Annotated in this window: 13 protein-coding genes; 7 read left to right on the top strand and 6 right to left on the bottom strand. The window is 66.0% G+C overall.

From position 1 onward, the window contains the following. Positions 1-166: 166 nt before the first annotated feature. Both OV287_RS49530 and OV287_RS49525 read left to right on the top strand, forming a co-directional pair. Positions 167-1,846 carry a GON domain-containing protein gene (locus tag OV287_RS49530; protein ID WP_267541082.1) on the top strand — a complete coding sequence of 560 codons (1,680 nt, stop codon included), beginning with the start codon at positions 167-169 and terminating at the stop codon, positions 1,844-1,846. 139 nt (positions 1,847-1,985) lie between these two features. Beyond that, a complete protein-coding gene (locus OV287_RS49525) occupies positions 1,986-2,381 on the top strand; it encodes a hypothetical protein (protein WP_267541081.1) in 396 nt (131 codons plus the stop codon). Positions 2,382-2,696: 315 nt separating this feature from the next. Here OV287_RS49525 and OV287_RS49520 read toward each other — a convergent pair whose 3' ends face one another. Together OV287_RS49520 and OV287_RS49515 are read right to left on the bottom strand one after the other, a co-directional pair. Continuing rightward, positions 2,697-3,203, bottom strand: coding sequence for a hypothetical protein (locus tag OV287_RS49520; RefSeq protein WP_267541080.1), 507 nt, complete (start codon positions 3,201-3,203; stop codon positions 2,697-2,699). Between the two features lie 53 nt (positions 3,204-3,256). Next, on the bottom strand, positions 3,257-4,873 hold the full coding sequence (locus OV287_RS49515; RefSeq protein WP_267541079.1) for a sigma 54-interacting transcriptional regulator: 1,617 nt from the start codon (positions 4,871-4,873) through the stop codon (positions 3,257-3,259). Between the two features lie 78 nt (positions 4,874-4,951). Here OV287_RS49515 and OV287_RS49510 point away from each other — a divergent pair, with 78 nt between their 5' ends. Continuing rightward, a complete protein-coding gene (locus OV287_RS49510; protein ID WP_267541078.1) occupies positions 4,952-5,080 on the top strand; it encodes a hypothetical protein in 129 nt (42 codons plus the stop codon). 17 nt (positions 5,081-5,097) lie between these two features. Continuing rightward, the gene (locus OV287_RS49505) at positions 5,098-7,269 is read left to right on the top strand and encodes a Vps62-related protein (RefSeq protein ID WP_267541077.1); all 2,172 of its coding nucleotides are present in this window, start codon (positions 5,098-5,100) and stop codon (positions 7,267-7,269) included. A gap of 24 nt (positions 7,270-7,293) precedes the next feature. On the opposite strand, the gene OV287_RS49500 is transcribed toward OV287_RS49505, so the two are convergent. Together OV287_RS49500 and OV287_RS49495 are read right to left on the bottom strand one after the other, a co-directional pair. Further along, positions 7,294-8,370 (bottom strand): saccharopine dehydrogenase family protein, encoded by a 1,077-nt coding sequence (locus OV287_RS49500; RefSeq protein ID WP_267541076.1) that lies wholly within the window; start codon positions 8,368-8,370, stop codon positions 7,294-7,296. Beyond that, on the bottom strand, positions 8,367-8,801 hold the full coding sequence (locus OV287_RS49495) for a hypothetical protein (RefSeq protein WP_267541075.1): 435 nt from the start codon (positions 8,799-8,801) through the stop codon (positions 8,367-8,369). Before OV287_RS49495 ends, OV287_RS49500 begins: the two co-directional genes overlap by 4 nt. A 175-nt stretch (positions 8,802-8,976) precedes the next feature. Here OV287_RS49495 and OV287_RS49490 point away from each other — a divergent pair, with 175 nt between their 5' ends. Further along, on the top strand, positions 8,977-9,861 hold the full coding sequence (locus OV287_RS49490; RefSeq protein ID WP_267541074.1) for a LysR family transcriptional regulator: 885 nt from the start codon (positions 8,977-8,979) through the stop codon (positions 9,859-9,861). 60 nt (positions 9,862-9,921) lie between these two features. Here OV287_RS49490 and OV287_RS49485 read toward each other — a convergent pair whose 3' ends face one another. Further along, the gene (locus tag OV287_RS49485; protein ID WP_267541073.1) at positions 9,922-10,443 is read right to left on the bottom strand and encodes a GspE/PulE/PilB domain-containing protein; all 522 of its coding nucleotides are present in this window, start codon (positions 10,441-10,443) and stop codon (positions 9,922-9,924) included. Positions 10,444-10,503: 60 nt separating this feature from the next. Next, positions 10,504-12,021, bottom strand: a complete 1,518-nt coding sequence (locus OV287_RS49480; protein ID WP_267541072.1) for a tannase/feruloyl esterase family alpha/beta hydrolase — start codon at positions 12,019-12,021, stop codon at positions 10,504-10,506. 155 nt (positions 12,022-12,176) lie between these two features. Here OV287_RS49480 and OV287_RS49475 point away from each other — a divergent pair, with 155 nt between their 5' ends. Together OV287_RS49475 and OV287_RS49470 are read left to right on the top strand one after the other, a co-directional pair. After that, the gene (locus OV287_RS49475) at positions 12,177-14,546 is read left to right on the top strand and encodes a carboxypeptidase-like regulatory domain-containing protein (RefSeq protein WP_267541071.1); all 2,370 of its coding nucleotides are present in this window, start codon (positions 12,177-12,179) and stop codon (positions 14,544-14,546) included. 437 nt (positions 14,547-14,983) lie between these two features. After that, positions 14,984-16,378 carry a hypothetical protein gene (locus OV287_RS49470; protein ID WP_267541070.1) on the top strand — a complete coding sequence of 465 codons (1,395 nt, stop codon included), beginning with the start codon at positions 14,984-14,986 and terminating at the stop codon, positions 16,376-16,378. Positions 16,379-17,186 lie beyond the last annotated feature (808 nt).

The following is a 17,186-nucleotide window of genomic DNA, read 5'->3' as shown; positions in this document are numbered from 1 at the left end:
TTTCGCGAATGTCGGCGACATGTCGCTGACAGCTGCTCCACCCCCTCCCAGCCCTGCCCGGCGGGGGTTCTCCTCTGAACAGCCCCCACGCAGGTGTTGGCACGCAGCGTGCTCAAGGGCACTCCGAGTTCATTCGAGACTCCCCGAACCCGGAAGGCCCACCCTCATGTACGCCCCCCGTTGGAAGAAGCTGATGTTCGCCGCCAGCCTCGCCGTCCTCCCTGCCTGCGGGCTGGAGGACCCGAAGAGCCCCGAGGCCAAGGGGCTCGACCCGCAGGCCCCCACGGAACTGGGCCAAACGCGGGCCGCACTCACGACTGGCCCGGCGAGCTGCCAGGACATCAATAACGCCAATCCCTCTGCGGCGGATGGCGAGTACGTGCTGTTCCACGGCGGCGATAGGTCCAAGCCCTGGTCGGCGTGGTGCCGCAACATGGCGGGCACTCCCGCGGAGTATTTGTCGCTGCCGTCGACGGGCCCCTCGCTCAACTTCTCCCAGTACACCGCGGGAGTTAACAACGGCGGCGGCACCAACGTGCGGACCCTCTTCACCAAGGTTCGCATCGACCCCGCCACCCTGCGCGTGAGCGCCGGCGACCAGACCTTCTCCACCTCCTCCGGGTTGCTCTGGCACGGGGATGCCGTCACCTCGATGTCCTATGCCGCGGCGATGAACTGCGACTTCGGCAACCCTGGAGTGGGCAATATCGACCTGCGGGGCACGTCCTTCGCGGTGGCGCCCAACCAGTTCGTGGCGGTCGGCTCCTACCCCTCTGGTGCGGCCACCTACAGCGCGAACAACCAGGTGGTGGACCTGTGGGGCCGGGGGGATTGCGGCTGGATGTCGGTGCAGGGCGCCGACCATCCCTTCAACGGGCGGCCCGCGCAGTTGCAGCTCCAGTACAGGCAGAGCACCCCGGCGAGCTGCCAGGACATCAAGAACGCCCATCCCTCCGCGGCGGATGGCGAGTACGTGCTGTACGTCAACGGCGACGCGGCCAAGCCGTGGGAGGCGTGGTGCCGCAACATGGCGGGCACTCCCGCGGAGTATCTGTCGCTGCCGTCGACGGGCTCCTCGCTCAACTTCTCCCAGTACACCGCGGGAGTTAACAACGGCGGCGGCACCAACGTGCGGACCCTCTTCACCAAGGTTCGCATCGACCCCGCCACCCTGCGCGTGAGCACTGGCGACCAGACCTTCTCCACCTCCTCCGGGTTGCTCTGGCACGGGGATGCCGTCACCTCGATGTCCTATGCCGCGGCGATGAACTGCGACTTCGGCAACCCTGGAGTGGGCAATGTCGACCTGCGGGGCACGTCCTTCGCGGTGGCGACCAACCAGTTCGTGGCGGTCGGCTCCTACCCCTCCGGTGGGGCCACCTACAGCGCGAACAACCAGGTGGTGGACCTGTGGGGCCGGGGGGATTGCGGCTGGATGTCGGTGCAGGGCGCCGACCATCCCTTCAACGGCCGCAGCGCCCAGCTCCAGCTCGAGTACGCGTCTGCTCCTCCCGCGCCTCCCGCGCAGCCGACCTCGGGCAGCTTCAACTTCAACGCCTCCAACACCAACAGCGCGACGCAGAACACCACGCCCTTCGACGTGACGCTCACCGCCGGGCAGACGCTCTCCTTCGGCACCTGCTCGGTGAACGGCGCGTCCGGCTCGGGTGACACCTACCTGCGGCTGTATGCCCCGGATGGCACGCACGTGACCGCGAATGACGACGCCTGCGGTTACCTCTCGTTCGTGGGCTACACGGCCACCCAGTCCGGCACCTACCGGATCCAGGCCGGCTGCTACTCCTCTTCGAGCTGCAGCGGCACGGTGGCCTTCACCATCCAGTAGGGGCCTCTCTCAAGGAGTGTACGATGGGCGGACCATGCGCCCCGTACACTCCTTGCTCCTCGTCTTGTGTCTGTCCTGCACATCCCCTTCGTCGAGTTCCCCGTCCACCCCGAAGGACTTCTTTCAGGAGCCGGACCGGGTGCAAATCTTCATCGCCGTGACGGATCCGAAGCTCCTGGGTGAAGAGCCCTTTCCCAACCAGGAGAACCTCCCTCACAACGGTCAGTACGTCTTCTCCGAAGAAGGTTCCGAGCTGAGCAGGGCGGAGCGTCAGGCGTTGGCGAAGAGCTGGGTGGCACCGGAGAACTACACGCCAATGCCGCCGCGCAAATGCCTCTTCAATCCCAACATCGCCCTGCGATTCTGGCGCGGCAAGACCTGGGTGGATGCGGTCGTGTGCTTCACCTGTCATCGGATCAACTTCCTGGACGAGCAGGGGAACAGCATCAACCCAGGCTTCCTGCAGGACTTCGGCTTGCTGGGCCAGCTCTCGCGGCGCGCGTTCCCCGGCAGGCAATTCATGGGCTTGCAATGAAGGAGAGGCAGAGCGTCGGACCTCTCCCTGCTGCGCATGCTCCCTCTCCCTCTGGGAGAGGGCGGGGGGTGAGGGTAGTCCCCTGCGTGTCTCTCGCTGCCGCGATGTCATACAGAGGGAAGACCCTCACCCTAGCCCTCTCCCAGAGGGAGAGGGGACATCCACGGGTGCGGCGCTGAGGAAGGCGTTCGCGATACCTCCCTCCCAGAGTCGAAGGTGATGACGTCGAAGCGGCGTTCCATGCGTGCTGGGTGAGCCATCTCTCGAGGGTGGGCTTGCCCCGATGACGTGGGGCCGGCTCGACAGGAACTTCCCTCAGGGCTTGGAGGCTGTGAGGGAGCCGGGCTGGCCCTGCCCGCCGATGGGCACGGGTCTCTGCCCCAGCCCGCTGAGGCGCAGGCTATAACGTGACTCTCCCGAGTCACCCGCGAGCATGTGATTCACCTCGAGGATCCTGCTCCCGCTCTCGATGTCCACGCGATCCTCCTCATCTTCACTCTGGGGGTCCCACAGTGACTGGAGCGAGGTGGCCAGCTTCTTGATGAGCCGCCCGGGTTCCAGCGTTGGCCGGAACAAGGGGGTCTTCTGCTCCTCCTGCTTGAAGAACCACAAGCCAGCGCCCCCGAACTCGTCGGGCTGGAGCACGATCTCGATTTCATCCTGTGGCGCCACCACCAGGTACATCTCGGGTTGATCGTCTGGCTCCCACGTTCCCTTCCAGTTGACCACCACCCTGCTGGTGACCTTGGACTGCCCTGCCTCGGAACGGATCGGGTATTTCCTGCTGAGCTCTCTGGAGATGATCAGTTGATGTCTCGCCACGGTGCTGCTCCTTTCGAACCTGCGCCAACGCTGTGCAGCGGACATGCCGCGATTCAGGAGCTCCGGGCGCTCAGGCCCAGTTCCTTGAGGCGCCGGTTGAGCGCCTTCTTGGAGACCTCCAGGCGCTGGACCATGGCGTTCAGGTCGCCTCCGCACGTTTGATGGCAGGCGGTGATCTCCTCCGCGCTCAGGGTTCCCGCCCGGCGGATGTTCGGGTGCTTGTCGATGAGGTCGTAGATGGAGGAGCGCGGAATCCCGAGCGTGTCCGCCGCCGACTTGAGATCCCAGGCGTGCTGCCGCAGCGCGGAGAGGAGTTCCTCTCCGGTGACCTCGGTGGACTTGCGGCGAGCCACCGCAGTGGGCGTGGGGGCGGGTTCTAGCTTCGGAGCGGGCCCCGCGGCGTCCAACTCCTCGGCGAGCCGTGGATCCAGTTGCAGGACGGCCTGCCCCCGGCTGCCAATCACCAACTGCCGGGTGATGTTGCGCAACTGCCGGATGTTGCCGGGCCAGGCGTAGCGCAGCAGCCGCACCGCGAGCGACGCGGGCAACCAGGGCTCGGCATAAGGGTCCTGGGGCGTCAGGCGGTGGGCCTCGCCAATGGCCTCCAGCTCCTCTCGCGCGAAGTGTTGGAACAGCATCCCGAGGTCCTCGCGGCGCTCGCGCAGGGGGGGCAGCCGGATTTCATAACCGGCCAGGCGATGCAGCAGCGGCGCCTTGAAGCGCCCATCCCGGATGTGCTCCTCCAGGTTGGCGTCGGTCGCGGCGATCAGCCGGACATCCGTCTTGATGGGCGTATGCCCGCCCACCGGGTACAGCTCGCCGGTCTCCAGCACCCGGAGCAGCATCACCTGCACCTCCGGGGGCGCCTCGCCCACCTCGTCGAGGAACAGGGTGCCCCCCTGGGCCGCCCGGAAGAAGCCCTCCCGATCCCGAGTCGCTCCAGTGAAGGCGCCTCGGTGCGCGCCGAACAGCTCGGCGGCCGCCAGCTCCTTGGGGATGGCGCCCAGGTTCACGCTGATGAAGGGGCGCCCCTTGCGCGGGCTGTGCTGGTGGATGGCCTGGGCCACCAGCTCCTTGCCCGTGCCGGTCTCACCTCGGACCAGCACCGGGACGTTGAGGTCGGCGATGCGCTGGATGTGCTCGCGCACGCGCCGGATGCCCGGGCTCTCGCCCACCATGCCCAGCGTGTCCCCGGGTGCTCGCGCCTTGTTCGAGGCCTGGTGCAGCAGCACCACCACCCGGCCCGAGAGCTCCAGCAGCACGCCCGCCGCCAGCTCCTCCGGCGTGAATTCACGGCTCGTCAGCAGCTGCCCATCCACCACCACCCGGGTTCCGCCCTCTCCCACGCGCACCCGGAGCCGCCCTTCTTCGCCAGGTGAGAACACGATGGGGGTCCGGCTCACGAAGGGATCGGACAGGGGCTGCCCGAAGGTCTCTCCAGGCCGGGTGAAGTTCGGGCCGTTGCGAGACACGGCCACCTCTCGGCCCGCCGCGACCCCCTCCAGCACGAGTCGCTCTCCCGCCCGGGTGGCCGTGGGGTGGGAGATGAGGGTCAGCACCGGCACCGCCTGGTCGGCGGATGCCACGGTGCTTGGCGTATGGCCGATGGCCGTGGAGACCTCGGCGACCAGCGGGGGGGACTGGGACTCGCGGGGCTCGGAGCGAGACATCGCCCGCGACTGTACCACTTCCCTCCCGTGGCCCGTCTCGCGACCTCCAGGGCCGCGACGTTTCGGGGAGTTGGCGACATGTCGCCGACAAACCGCGCCATGGTCTCCGAGGCCTTCCCCGCGGGGTTTCTCCTCGGAAGCTCCTCCGGGGACGTGCTGGCACGAGGCATGCTCAGGGTCGCCGCGAGCTCGTTCAAGGCTCCCTGAACCCAGAAGGACCCACCATGAAGAAGATTCATCCCCCCGACTTCGCCATTTGCCTCCCCGTGAAATCGAAGAGCCTCCCCTTGCGGGGATTACTCCTGGGCGCCGCGCTCATGGCGGGCGTGGGCTGCGGCCCGGGGGAGGAACTCCCCGCGCAGGAGGAGACCGGCTCGAGCGGCCAGGCTCTCGCCACCACGGTGCTCCTCTATGAGCATGGGAACTACGGGGGCCGCGTCCAGTCCCTCCAGCCCGGCCGCTATGACATGAGCCAACTGACCGGCGTGGGCAATGACTCGGTCAGCTCCCTCCAGGTGCCGAGCGGCTGGAGCGTCACGCTCTACGAGCACGGCTTCGACGGCAGGTCGAAGCTCTTCACCGCCGATACCGTCTGGGTGGGAGACGACTTCAATGATTTGACCTCGAGCGTGGTGGTGGAGGCGCCCTCCATGCCGCAGAGCAACTCAGTGTATGGCCATTGGAGCGGCTCGGGCGGGATGAACCCCGCCAGCACGGCCAACCGCCAGTTCATCGTGGACTACACCGGCCCGGCCAGCACGGTGACGTTCAACCTCACCGCGCCGCTCGACACCTACCTCTACCTGACGGATGTGAACGGCAACGTCCTCGCCCAGGACGATGACAGCGGTGGGAACCTCACCTCGCGTCTGTCCTATTTCCTGTCGCCGGGCACCTACAAACTCGTCGCGGCGACCTACTCCCCCGGGGCGAGCGGGGAGTTCACGCTCAAGGCGGACAAGGCGGTCATCCGCTACCCCCAGCGGCTCTTCGTCCAGGCGGCGACCTCGTTCAACTGGATCTACGACGACCATGGGACGGGCGCCGACAACGATGTGGCCGTCTGGCGCGCCAACCTCGCCCAGTACCCCGGTTACTACTCGCTGGGCGACGTGGCGCAGCCCTTCCATGGCTCGGCTCCCCGGGTGAGCTGGGTCGCCAGCGGCGAGGGCGATGTGCTGGCGCGGCCCGCCGATTACGCCTGGGTGTGGAGCGATTGGGGCTCGGGTGGCACGCATGACGTCTCCATCTGGGAGCCGCTGCCCGCCGCGGGCTACACCTGCCTCGGCACCGTCACGGTTCTCGGCTACGACAAGCCCTCGACTGACCTCATCCGCTGCGTGCGCAGCGAGTACGTGCTCCCGGCGAACCCCTCCGGGCTCTGGAATGACAGCGGCTCGGGCGCGGACTACGACGTGGGCATCTGGCAGGTGGAGCCTCGGGACCATCGCGGCCTGGCGCTCTCCACCTTCATCGCCCGGCCCAGCCACTCGGACACCGGCGGCAACCGCTACTGGGTCATCAACAAGAGCGCCACCGCCAACGTGGAGTTCAAGGGCACGCCCGTGGATGCCGTGACGGCCGCCCTGTTCGCGCCGCTCATCTGGCTGCATGGGGAGGAGTATTACTTCCCGTCCTCGATCGGGTTCTTCCTCCCCAACGTGCACGAGTCCAACGGGTACATGGTGACCAACCAGGCCCTGGGGTGTGACTCCTGCACGGATCCCCAGTTCCTCGATGGTCAGCGCCCGAACACGACCTCGGTGCCCATCTACGCGGAGATCATCAACCGCACCCAGGGTGGCCAGCCGACCAACATCACGGACATCGTCTACTGGACCTTCTACCCGTACAACAACGGCAAGCGCGTGTGCATCGGCTGGTACTCGCCCTGGGGCTGTGTTGGCGGTTACTCCACCTTTGGCAACCACGTGGGAGACTGGGAGCACCTCACGGTCCGCTTCGTGGAGGGCCGGCCGTCCCAGGTGTTCCTGAGCCAGCACTCGGGGGGGCAGACCTTCAACTTCGGGGACAAGAACAACCTGGCCCTGGCGGGCTTCCACGCGGAGGTGTACGCGGCGCAGGGCTCGCACGGCATCTACCCGGACGCCGCCCGGCACATCTACAAGACCATCGGCAACGGGGACTTCCTCGCCGATGACACGAGCCGCGGCATCCCCTGGTACACCTGGAACAGCACCGTGTCCTTCGTCCGGCAGTCGCCCGGTACGTATGGCGGGAGCCAGTCGTGGCTCAACTCCACCAGCCGTTGGGGCAATCCCAAGTCCGGGTGCAACTTCTCGGAGCAGGTGAGCGGTGAGTGCGTGCTCAACGACGGACCCACCGGAATCATGGACAAGTCCGCCTCCAATCCCGAGAACCTGACGCTGGACTGAGGCTTCTTGGGCTCCCGTCTCCGCTCAAAGCCAGAGCTGGAGTCCAGGCCGTACCGCGCTCAGGCGCCGCAGGAAGTCACCTGGCTGCACGAACTGCTCGACGTGCAGCACCCCACCCGGACGATGGCCGGAGAGCAGCAGCCGCGCGACCTCGGCCGCAACCAGCCCGGTGAGTTCCGCCTCTCGTCTGCCGGAGAGCGCGAACTCCCGGGTGGCGGGGCGGGTTCCGATAAGTCCCTCGGCCCGAGCCAGAATGGCGCAGTCCTCCGAGCCGAGGTGCACCGCACGTAGCGAGCGGATCGCACCTCGGCGGATGATGGGCCTGCGCAGCAGCCGCGACAGGCGCAGCCGCGAGGCAAGGCCCACCATCGATGTGAGCAGCGCCGAGTCGAAGCACATCCAGGTGGAGACAGTGGGAAGGGTGAGCGTGCGTGCCACCACGCGCTGATCAGGGAAGTTGAACCTGTAGGCGCGCCGCTCCTGTGAGGAGCCTGGAAACCGGACGCGTGCGTGCTCGCCAAAGCCACGGACACGGCGAAGACGACCGTCCTGGAAGACGTCGAACTCCTCATCCAGGTTGTCCAGCATCCACCCGATGGCCGCCTCGCCATGTTCATCGCCGGCCCCCAGCATCAGGAAGAGGTCCATCTTCCCCACCCGGTCGAACTGCCTGGCCGCATGAGCCGCCAGAAGGTTCGTCAATCCAGGGGCAACACCCACGCTGAGGAGTGCCGTGCTTCCGCTCTGTCTGGCCAGGGAGTCAAGCCGCTCGAAGGACGTCAGTGACTCCTGCTTTGCGGTCACGTCGATGTAGTCGATACCAGCGGCGAGGCAGTGCTCGACGAGCTCCGTTCCGTCCTGGTCCACGCACATGATGACGAGCCGTGCCCGGGCCAGGAGGGGGTGCTGACAGCCCGCCGTGAGCTCGAAGTCCGTTGCTTGGGCACCACCTCCGAGCGTGGCGGCGAAGGCCTCGGCCTTCACCCGGCTACGACCCGCGATGACCACCTGTCCGGGGAAGATGGGGGCGAGGAAACGGGCTACCGCCTGTCCGACCTGACCATATCCACCCACGATGAGAATGAGGGGCTCTCCACTCATCTCCCAGCCTCCCAGCCCGCGGTGACGGAACGCGCCCGGAGCCACTCGCGGAGGATGCGCCAGTGCGACCGCACCACCCACGCCGCGATGGGAACCTGCAAGACACCGGTGAGCTCGAAGAGCAGGTCATCGGGCAGGGAATAGACGGAGGCCGGGAAGAGGCGGCCCATCACCTGTGGACTGGCGCCCGCCAGGAACAGGAGGTCCTTGAGGACGTGGCTGTACAATCCCTCGAAGGCACCAAGCCAGCCCACCGGAATGGCCGCCGTCAGGAGCGTGAACACGGCGAGGCCCACGCTCCGGTAGGTGACGGACGCCGCGCTCGCCCCGAGAAGCAGGGCTCCGGCAACCACGGCGAGCCCCACCACATGCAGGCGCCAGGGAGTGGCATAGAGCCATGCTCCGTAGACGTGGTGGACGACAGTGAGCAACAAGACTCCCAGGGACGCACGGGTGGAGCGTCGGACCAGAAGCCGGAAATCGGTCGGGTTCTCATGAGCAGGCATCGCTGATTTTCTGTACCGTGCGAGTCCTGAACACCAGCGCGCTTCGGGAACCTCACTTGTGCGCGCCGCGCATGAATCATGGAATGGGGAGCCACTCCAGGTGAAATCCCTCGCGAACATCGAAGCCTTCGTCCGAGCCGTGGAGCAGGGAGACTTCACCCGTGCGGCCCGGACACTCGGGCTCACTCCCTCTGCCGTCAGCCGGCGGGTTGCCCGCCTGGAAGAGGAGCTCGGATTGGCGCTGTTCCGCCGGACGACTCGCGCCTTGCGGCTCACGGATGACGGCCGTGCGTTCTACGACCGATGCAGGCGCGTCCTGAGCGAGCTGGAAGAAGCCCAGGAGGCCATGACCCGCGTGCGAGCCAAGCCGACGGGAAGGCTCCGGGTGGATGCCCCTCAGGTTCTCGGACAGCTCATTCTCGTTCCCGCCCTTCCGAGATTCTTCAAACAATACCCAGGCATCCAGCTCGAGCTCACCCTCAGGGATTACCTGGTGGATCCAGTGGTCGAGGGCGTCGACGTGCTCCTGCGCATTGGAACCCTCCGGGACTCGGGGATGATGGCTCGAAAGCTGGGGGTCACCCGGATGGTGGCGTGCGCGTCGCCGGGCTACCTGAGGCACCACGGGCGCCCCCGGACACCCGAGGACCTCTCCACGCATCACTGCCTCGGGTTCCTGCGGGAATCAGGTCCCGTCCCGTGGCGGATGAGCACGGGGGAGTACGAAGTGACGGGTCCGTTTCACGTGAACCAGGGCGCGTCGCTCCGCGATGCTGCCGTGGCCGGCCTGGGCATCTGCTGGCTCTTCGATTTCATGGTCGCCGAGGAGCTGGCATCCGGGAAGGTGGTGCCGGTCCTGGAGGAGTACGCGTGTGACGAGAGGCCCATCCACGCGCTCTACTCGGAGAACCGGCACCTCCTACCGAAGGTGCGCGTCTTCCTCGACTTCGCGGCGTCTCTCCTGGCGAAGCCCCGAAGGGGATGAGGGGCGAGGTGCACCCGCAGCCCGTGTTCTGCTCCGGAGTGTCCCGTCCTACGGCTCAGCTCACTCAGGCTCTTCTTCGCAGGCCATCACGCCCAGCTCGACGTTGGGGATGCGGGAAAGCTCGAGCTCAGCGCGCTCCAGGGCCTCCAGGATGTCCTGCGGGGAGGCCAGCTTCACCTCCACGTTGCAACCGGTGAGGAACTTCAGGTCGTCGATGGCATGGGAATGGGTGGGGTCGCTCATGGCGACGGTGAGCGTGCTGCCAACCCGACTCAAGGGAACCAGGCTGTGCTTGCGGGCCAGTTCCAGCGGTACGACGCGCCGAAACATGTCCAGATCGAGCTCGCGGCCGTGGAGCTGGATGCTGTCCTTGGGGGAGACGAGGCCCACCGGCACCGCAACGCAGTGGCCGGCCCGGGCGTGCTGCGCGGCCTCCTGCGTGCTTTGGCTCAGGTACACCCGCTTGTGGCAACTGCCGCACCAGCGCACTCCGGCCTCGGCGGTCTCCTGGAGAGCGTCCCACTGCATTGGGCACTTGAACTGAAAGCGCACGTGGCAGTTCTGGATGGGCTTCTCGGCCATGCTCACAAGCCTACCACGCTCATGAGCAGGCTGATTTCGAGGCCTTGTCCGTGAGGCCTGTCACGGATTGACGCAGGTGAAGCTCTCGGCCGAGGTGGCAGCTCCCGTGCCGTTGTACCTGGGGTACTGCGGGTATTTGCACAGGGGGCGGGAGAAGACGCTCTGGCCCGTTTCGGCGTTCAACTTCGTCGCCACCAGGTTCGCCTGGGAAGGAGCGACGCCCTTCTCGACCCAGTTCTCCAGGGCGGTGAGCAGATCCACCGCGTCCGCGCCCGCGCCGCCGAAGCAGTGGTTGACGCCGGGAGCGGGGAAGTACTCGACGAACGTGTCCGCCGCGGCCTGGCCACCCGCAGCCGTGACCAGCCTTTCGTAGTACGCGGCCGTGCCATGCTGGCTGATGGCCGCATCGGTGCCGCCGTGCCAGAGAATCAGCTTCCCGCCGCGCGCCTGGAATCGCCCCAGGTCCGCGCTGTTGGCCGACACCAAGGTCGACGCCGCGTTGATCTCCGGGAGCCATTCGTCCGGGTTGAACGCCAATGGGTCGTAGTCAGGGTTCTTGGTGATGAAGAACTTGATCAGGCCGGCCCCAAACAGGCCGCCTCCCGTCAACGAGGCATTGTCATTGCCGGTGATCCACGCTGACCAGCCTTCCGGGTCAGCCTCGCCTCCGAAGGGCCATCCCGGGTTGATGACCTCCCCATTCAGCACCATGGGGGAGTAGAGGGTCCGGACCGAGGCCTCCTGCTCGGCCGTCAGGCAGCCCATGTTGTCGGGTCCGGTGCAGCGCAGGGCGGCGGGGTCGAACTCGCAGGCGGCCGGGTGGGAGATGATGCCGTCGGCGAGGCCATCTTTCGCGTCACAGGTGTCGAGGACTGCCTTTCCCAGGATCCCGAGCTTCACGTTGGGGAGACCGGCCCCGGGCTTGGAGAGCTGCCGGTGGTTGCGGTTGAACGCCAGCATCAGCTCCACGAAGTTGTAGGCGGGGGCCCGGGCAATGATTCCGTCGAAGTCTTCCGGCCAGCGTTGCGCTTCGATCAACGCTTCACGGCCTCCGTTGGAGCAGCCCTCGAAATACGTCTTCGCGGAGCTCTTACCGTAGCGCTCCTGGATGATGGCCTTCGCGACGGGCAGCACGCGGTGGGTGGAGAGCTGCGCGAAGTCCTCGAGCTTCACAGGGTCCAGGGCGAATGAGCCGTCCAGGGCATTTCCCGTATGCCCACCATCCGAGGCGATGGAGGCGTAGCCCTTCGCCGTGTAGATGTCTCCACTGGGAATGGAGCCGTCGAAGCCACCACCCCCTGCGAAGACGGTCTTCTCGTTCCAATCGGTGGGCAGGCGCACCTCGAAGTTGAGCGAGGGCTCCAGCGCACCCTGGACCTTGCAATACTCCGGCAACTTGTCGGACGCGGCGACGAGCACGGCGCTGGTGATGCGAGCTCCCTGTAGGGTCTTTCCCCGGAAGCTCTCGCAGTGAGTCCGGGCCGGAGAGCCACACCCTCCCAGGGTCAGTAGCACTGCGACGGACGCGCCGAGCCAGGGACTCGAGTGGCGCACACCCTGATGCTTCTCTGAACTCATGATGCTGTTCTTCTCCGATGTCATGAACGAGCCCCGGCCCGACTCGATGGCGGACGAACATAGCGGCGAGATGCTCGTGAGGACAGCAGCAGGATGCTGGTTGGGAGAGGGTGGTTTACAATGGTGCGCTACGCCGGGCCCGTGGAGGTGGCGCGATGAGACGCTGGTGGATGCGAGGAGGGCTGCTCGCGGTGCTGGCCCTGGGGATGGGGTTGGCCATGTTGCGTGCTCCGGACGCTGCATCTCTGCCGGCCGCGGAAGGCGCGTCCGGTTCTCGGGGGCCCATGGCCCGGATGTTCCAGACGCTGTTGCTTGCCGAGCCTTCCGCCGGCGAAACGACCTTGCACATCCGGGGAACCGTGAAGGGCGCGCAGGGACCCGTGGCGGGAGCGCGGGTGCTCGCCTCGGCCACGGTGGAGGGAGAGTCGCTCTCGGAGCTGCCCTGCCCCGACTCCCCCATGAAATCCATCTCCGAGTGTGCCAGTTCCGCTCCGTTGCTCGAGCTCGTGGCGCAGCGCTCCGGCGAGGCGCCAGTGCTCGCGCGGGCCACGTCCGCCGCGGATGGCTCCTTTTCCCTGGAGGGGCTGAAGGCAGGCCGCCATGCCCTCTGGGTGGAGAGCCCCGAGGGCACCGCGCTGCTGCTGGACGTGATGGCGGGCGAGGAAGGGGTGGAGCTGGTGCTCGGGCCGGGCGTGCGGGTGTCGGGAGTCGTGAGCGGAGATGACGAGAAGCCGGTCGCGGGGGCGCTCGTCACCGCCATCTACAAGGCTCACAGCCGCTTCTTCGAGGCGGTCTCCGACGATACGGGACACTTCACGTTGGGCACGCTGCCTCGCGGTGAGTACAGCCTGGTCGTCTCCCGGGAGGGTCTATTGCCCCTGCGCTCGGGGTTCCTGGGCTATCCAGCCGAGATGAACCTGCGCCCCCAACTCTTCCGCGCGCGGCGCATGTCGGGCACGGTCGTGCATGGGGGCGAGCCCATGGCGGGGGTACAGGTGCGTACCCACTCCTATTGGGACTTCATCGAGCGGAAGGCGCTCACGGATGCGAGCGGACGCTTCTCCTTCGAGGGCCTCCCTCCCCAGGACACGTATGGCCTTACAGTCGTGCACGAGGGGCTGAAGGCCGCGCTCGACGTCGACTTCAAGGCGCCGGAAGGTTCCGACTCCAAGCTCCTCGGTGAGCGCACGGAGTTGCTCGTGGAGCTGACGCCTGCCATCGAGCTGCGAGGAATTGTGCGGGACGAGGCGGGTCGGCCCATTCTGAATGCGGAGGTGACGGTGGAGCAACAGGAGGGGGAGTTCTTCACGTACTCCACCTCGGCGGAGACGGATGCGGAGGGCCGCTACGTGCTGGACGCCTTGGAGCCCGGCATCTACCAGCTTGCAGTCGATGCCGAGGGCCATCTCACCTCGGAGCGGCAAACGCTGGAGGTGCTCAAGGGGACGGGCCATGCGGACTTCGTCCTCCCGCGCGCGACGCTTCTCGAGGGTGTTCTGGTGGATGCCGAGGGAGAGCCCGTTCCGGGTGAAACGGTGAACCTGACCTCGCCAGATCTGGAGGAAGCCTTCAGCACGATGTCCAAGGAGGGAGGGCGGTTCTCGTTCGACCTGTCCCATCCCGGGCCCTACCACCTCCAACTGCCTGGCGGGAGCATCCAGGAGCAGTCCCGCGTGGAGGTCACCGCCCCGGGGGATGTGCTTGTTCGCGTCGAGCGCCTGCCCAGGGTTCGAGGCCAGGTCGTGGATGAAACGGGCATGCCCCTGCCCTATGTCGAGGTGTCCATCTGGGCCGAGGCGCCTCACGACTCGAGGCACCAGCTTGGTTCCGCTCAATCGGGCTCGGATGGACGCTTCTCGCTCAAAGCTCCCTCCGAGGGCCGCTACCGGCTTGCCGCCGAGTTCTTCATGAGAGGCATTGCCGAGACGGTCATCCAGCGCGTGGAGGTGGACAAGCGAGGAGCTGAGGTGCAGGTGCGTCTGGGAGAGGGTGGCCGTGCGCTCTCCGGCGTGGTGGTGGATGCGCGGGGCCAGCCATTGGAGGGTGTCAACGTCGAGGTCCTCTCCACCCTGCACGCCTCGCTCCTGCGATGCGGGATGCCCGCGGGGGGGATGAAGACGGGCCCCGATGGCCGCTTCCAGTTCCAGCGCGTCTCGGGAGAGTCCCTGGTTCTGAAGGTGAGGAAGGACCTGTACGCGCTCTCTTGTTCGGAGGACGAGAAGCAGGAGTTGTTCCCGCTGACACCGGAGGCTCGGGAGGTGCGTGTCGTCCTCGTGAAGAGGGCCTTCGTCTACGGGCGGCTTGTCCAGGAGGATGGCGCGCCCGTGAACTCCTACACGCTCAACGGTTCGCAGAGGGCCCAGTCCGAGGGCCGCTTCTCATGGCTCATCCGGTGTACGGGGCCCCTGACGCTCGAGCTGTCCGCGCCGGAGGTGGTGCCCGGCTCCGTGCCGGTGCGGCGCTCCGTGGTCGTCCAGGAGGAAGTGAAAATGGATCTGGGGACGATCGTCATCGCCCGCCCGTGAGCACCTTCCGTCCCATCCCAGGAGCGCTCAGGAGCGGCTGCATGTTGGACGGTGCCAGCACCTCGCCCACGTCGAGCAGGGAGCGGACATGCCGGAGTAACTCGCTCCATTGACCGGCCGTGGATTTTCAGGTCGGTCAGGTTCACGAGGAGAGTGGGGGCGGAATCGGCCAGGTGCGTCCGAGGAGGGCTGCCTCGAGGAGTTACTGGAGCTTTTCCGAAGGAATCCACGGGGGCGCATCACCTGGACAGTCGTCGAAGGTGCGTGGGATCGTTGCATCAACTTCCGGCAGTTCATCAGGGCCATCGAAGATGCAAACGCTTCTGCTCACCCTCCTGCTTGCCGCGGCGGCCGCCGAACCCGCCGCGGGGCAACGCGTCTATGTGCGCGGTGCTTCCGTCAACCTGTGCAAGGAGCCCTCGTTGCAGGCGGAGTGCTTGGAGACGCTCCAGAGCGGAACGGAATGCCGAATCACCGAGAAGCTGGAGGGGGACTGGCTGAAGCTCCAATGCGGAGGAAGGGAGGGCTACGCGCCCGAGCCCTTGTTCGGAGCGGAGATGCCCTCGTCCGAGCAGCGTGCGGAAGAGGCCACGAAAGCGGTCTCCGGAAGTGGCGGCGTCTCCGCCGTGGATCTCATCCAGAAGAACTACAGCGCCAGATATGCGGGCCCGGCACCGGTGCCCTTGGCTCCCGAGGTGGCACCCGTCACGCTCGCCGTGCCCACGGTCGCCCAGGCGCTCCATGACTGGTACGCCGCGGAGATTCGCAAGGACAACAAGGCACTGGCCAGGAAGCTGCGCAAGCTCAAGGCCAAGGCCTACAACAACGTCCTCGCGCAGCGCCGGACCAAGGCGCTGGAGTGTGTCACCAGGCTACCCGCGGAGCTCCAACCGCAGGTGGAGGCGTTCCTGGCAGCCAGCGAGGCGGAGGCTCAGGACGCCTCCGTTCGCAAGCTCCAGGAGGCCACCGAGGGACAGCCCCGGGAGGTTCTCGACTGTGTGGATGCCGCGGTGGTGAAACTCGACAGCCGGGGAGTGCTCGTGGGCGGGTTGACATGGGGGAAGACGGCCGAGGGTACCGAGAAGCTCAAGCCGACCCGTTACAGCCCCGGGCTGGCATTCATTCTGAGGCCCCAGGTGCTCACTGCCTGGCCCGGTCGGGCCGACTCCGCCCTGCGTGTGATTGATCCCCGGCAGGGCCCCTGGAAGGTCCTGCTGGCCCACACCTACGGAGAGAAGACCGGGACCCACCGAGAGAGATGGAAGAGGCTGAAGGCCACACAAGCTGCGGACTATCTCCAACAGAAGAACAACGGGAACATTCTCCTCGTTGACGAGGCGGATGTTCCCCTGGGGTGGCTCGACATGGACCAGGCCGCGTTCTACGAAGAGGAGTGGGCTGCGTCCGCGGACATCTCCAAACCTGTTTTCACGAGTGGTATTGCCGCCTTTGTTCAGGGAGTTTGGTGGAATCCTCAGGGATTCTCCGAAGCAGGTGGCGCGGGAGGCGTAGCGACGACCCGTTACCAGGATTCCGTTTACGTCATCGACTTCCTTCGTCTCGTCAAATTGGAGACGAGCCAGACATCAGTACCCGTGCGCAATCCCTATTCTGAGCCCTTGCAAAGCCGCCAACTCCGGAAGCTATATCAAGGTGAAGGGATTTATGAGAATGAACTCAAGGTGGTTGCGGAGTGTCGGGGTCACCCGGACTTCCTATGGAGTACCGGAGAGGAACTTGGCAGCATCACGGTCCACAAGGGGCGCCTTCAGTACAAACTGAAGACAGCGAACGTTAGGACGACACTCAGGAAACTCTACCGCCTGCGCTGAGTCACGTGAACGCCTATGGCTGACAACAACTATCCCTTCATCAAGCGCGAAGAGTATCAGCTTGAGCCAACGGCTGTTCTCCAGTCATCCCGCCTCTACCCTATCGATGGTTACGAAATACCGCCCGGGATCCTCGCGCATGCAACCCGGTATCACTTCATCCGGGTTCCGCTCCTTGGCCAGTTCAACCCGCGCGCAGGTGTGGACAACTGGTGCGGGCGCACCTCGGCCTCGATGCTGTGGAACTACCACCGACTCGTCGCCGGCCAGGTGCACTCCAGTGACGATTACATCACCCACTGGCGAGGCAGCGACGGCCAAGGTCAGATGAACCTGCGCTATCCGAGAGGAGATATTGCATTCATTCTACCGGACGGTCGTTATGCTTTCGAAGGACAACTCCGGGATGCATTCCAGTCCGTAAGGCTGGAGCAAACATGCATTCTCCCGGACAATGTTTCAAATCGTGACGGGCGCCTCCGAGACGCAGAGGAGATCCGCTTCTCGCTGGACAAGCAACGGCAGCATTTGAGTCCCATCCTGAAGTCGCTCGAGGACAACAACCCGTGCATTCTCTACACGGGCATGTCCACCTCATACGGTGGACATATCATCCTCGTCTGCGGTTACTGCGAGATGCCCGACCGGGACGGCAGCCTCAAGCTCTGGCTGCTTATCGCTGACCCCTCCCCGCCCAAGACCAGTAAGGGGCCCATGTGTACCCCGGTGGGTCATGGGAATGAGGACGACCATCTGCTCTTGTCGAAATTGCAAGAGGGGCAGAATGCACTCGTTGCGATTGCCAATG

The sequence above is a fragment of the Archangium lansingense genome (assembly GCF_026626635.1).
Classification (GTDB): domain Bacteria; phylum Myxococcota; class Myxococcia; order Myxococcales; family Myxococcaceae; genus Archangium; species Archangium lansingense.
The sequence above is the reverse complement of the archived record's forward strand: the minus strand, read 5'-3'. Positions and strand labels throughout refer to the sequence as shown.

What these genes read in the sequence shown, in the direction of transcription:
- OV287_RS49505 (WP_267541077.1), top strand. Translation starts at nt 5,098, where the DNA reads ATGAAGAAGATTCATCCCCCCGACTTCGCCATTTGCCTCCCCGTGAAA.
- OV287_RS49515 (WP_267541079.1), bottom strand. Translation starts at nt 4,873, where the DNA reads ATGTCTCGCTCCGAGCCCCGCGAGTCCCAGTCCCCCCCGCTGGTCGCC.
- OV287_RS49510 (WP_267541078.1), top strand. Translation starts at nt 4,952, where the DNA reads ATGTCGCCGACAAACCGCGCCATGGTCTCCGAGGCCTTCCCCGCGGGG.
- OV287_RS49475 (WP_267541071.1), top strand. Translation starts at nt 12,177, where the DNA reads ATGAGACGCTGGTGGATGCGAGGAGGGCTGCTCGCGGTGCTGGCCCTG.
- OV287_RS49530 (WP_267541082.1), top strand. Translation starts at nt 167, where the DNA reads ATGTACGCCCCCCGTTGGAAGAAGCTGATGTTCGCCGCCAGCCTCGCC.
- OV287_RS49500 (WP_267541076.1), bottom strand. Translation starts at nt 8,370, where the DNA reads ATGAGTGGAGAGCCCCTCATTCTCATCGTGGGTGGATATGGTCAGGTC.
- OV287_RS49480 (WP_267541072.1), bottom strand. Translation starts at nt 12,021, where the DNA reads ATGAGTTCAGAGAAGCATCAGGGTGTGCGCCACTCGAGTCCCTGGCTC.
- OV287_RS49485 (WP_267541073.1), bottom strand. Translation starts at nt 10,443, where the DNA reads ATGGCCGAGAAGCCCATCCAGAACTGCCACGTGCGCTTTCAGTTCAAG.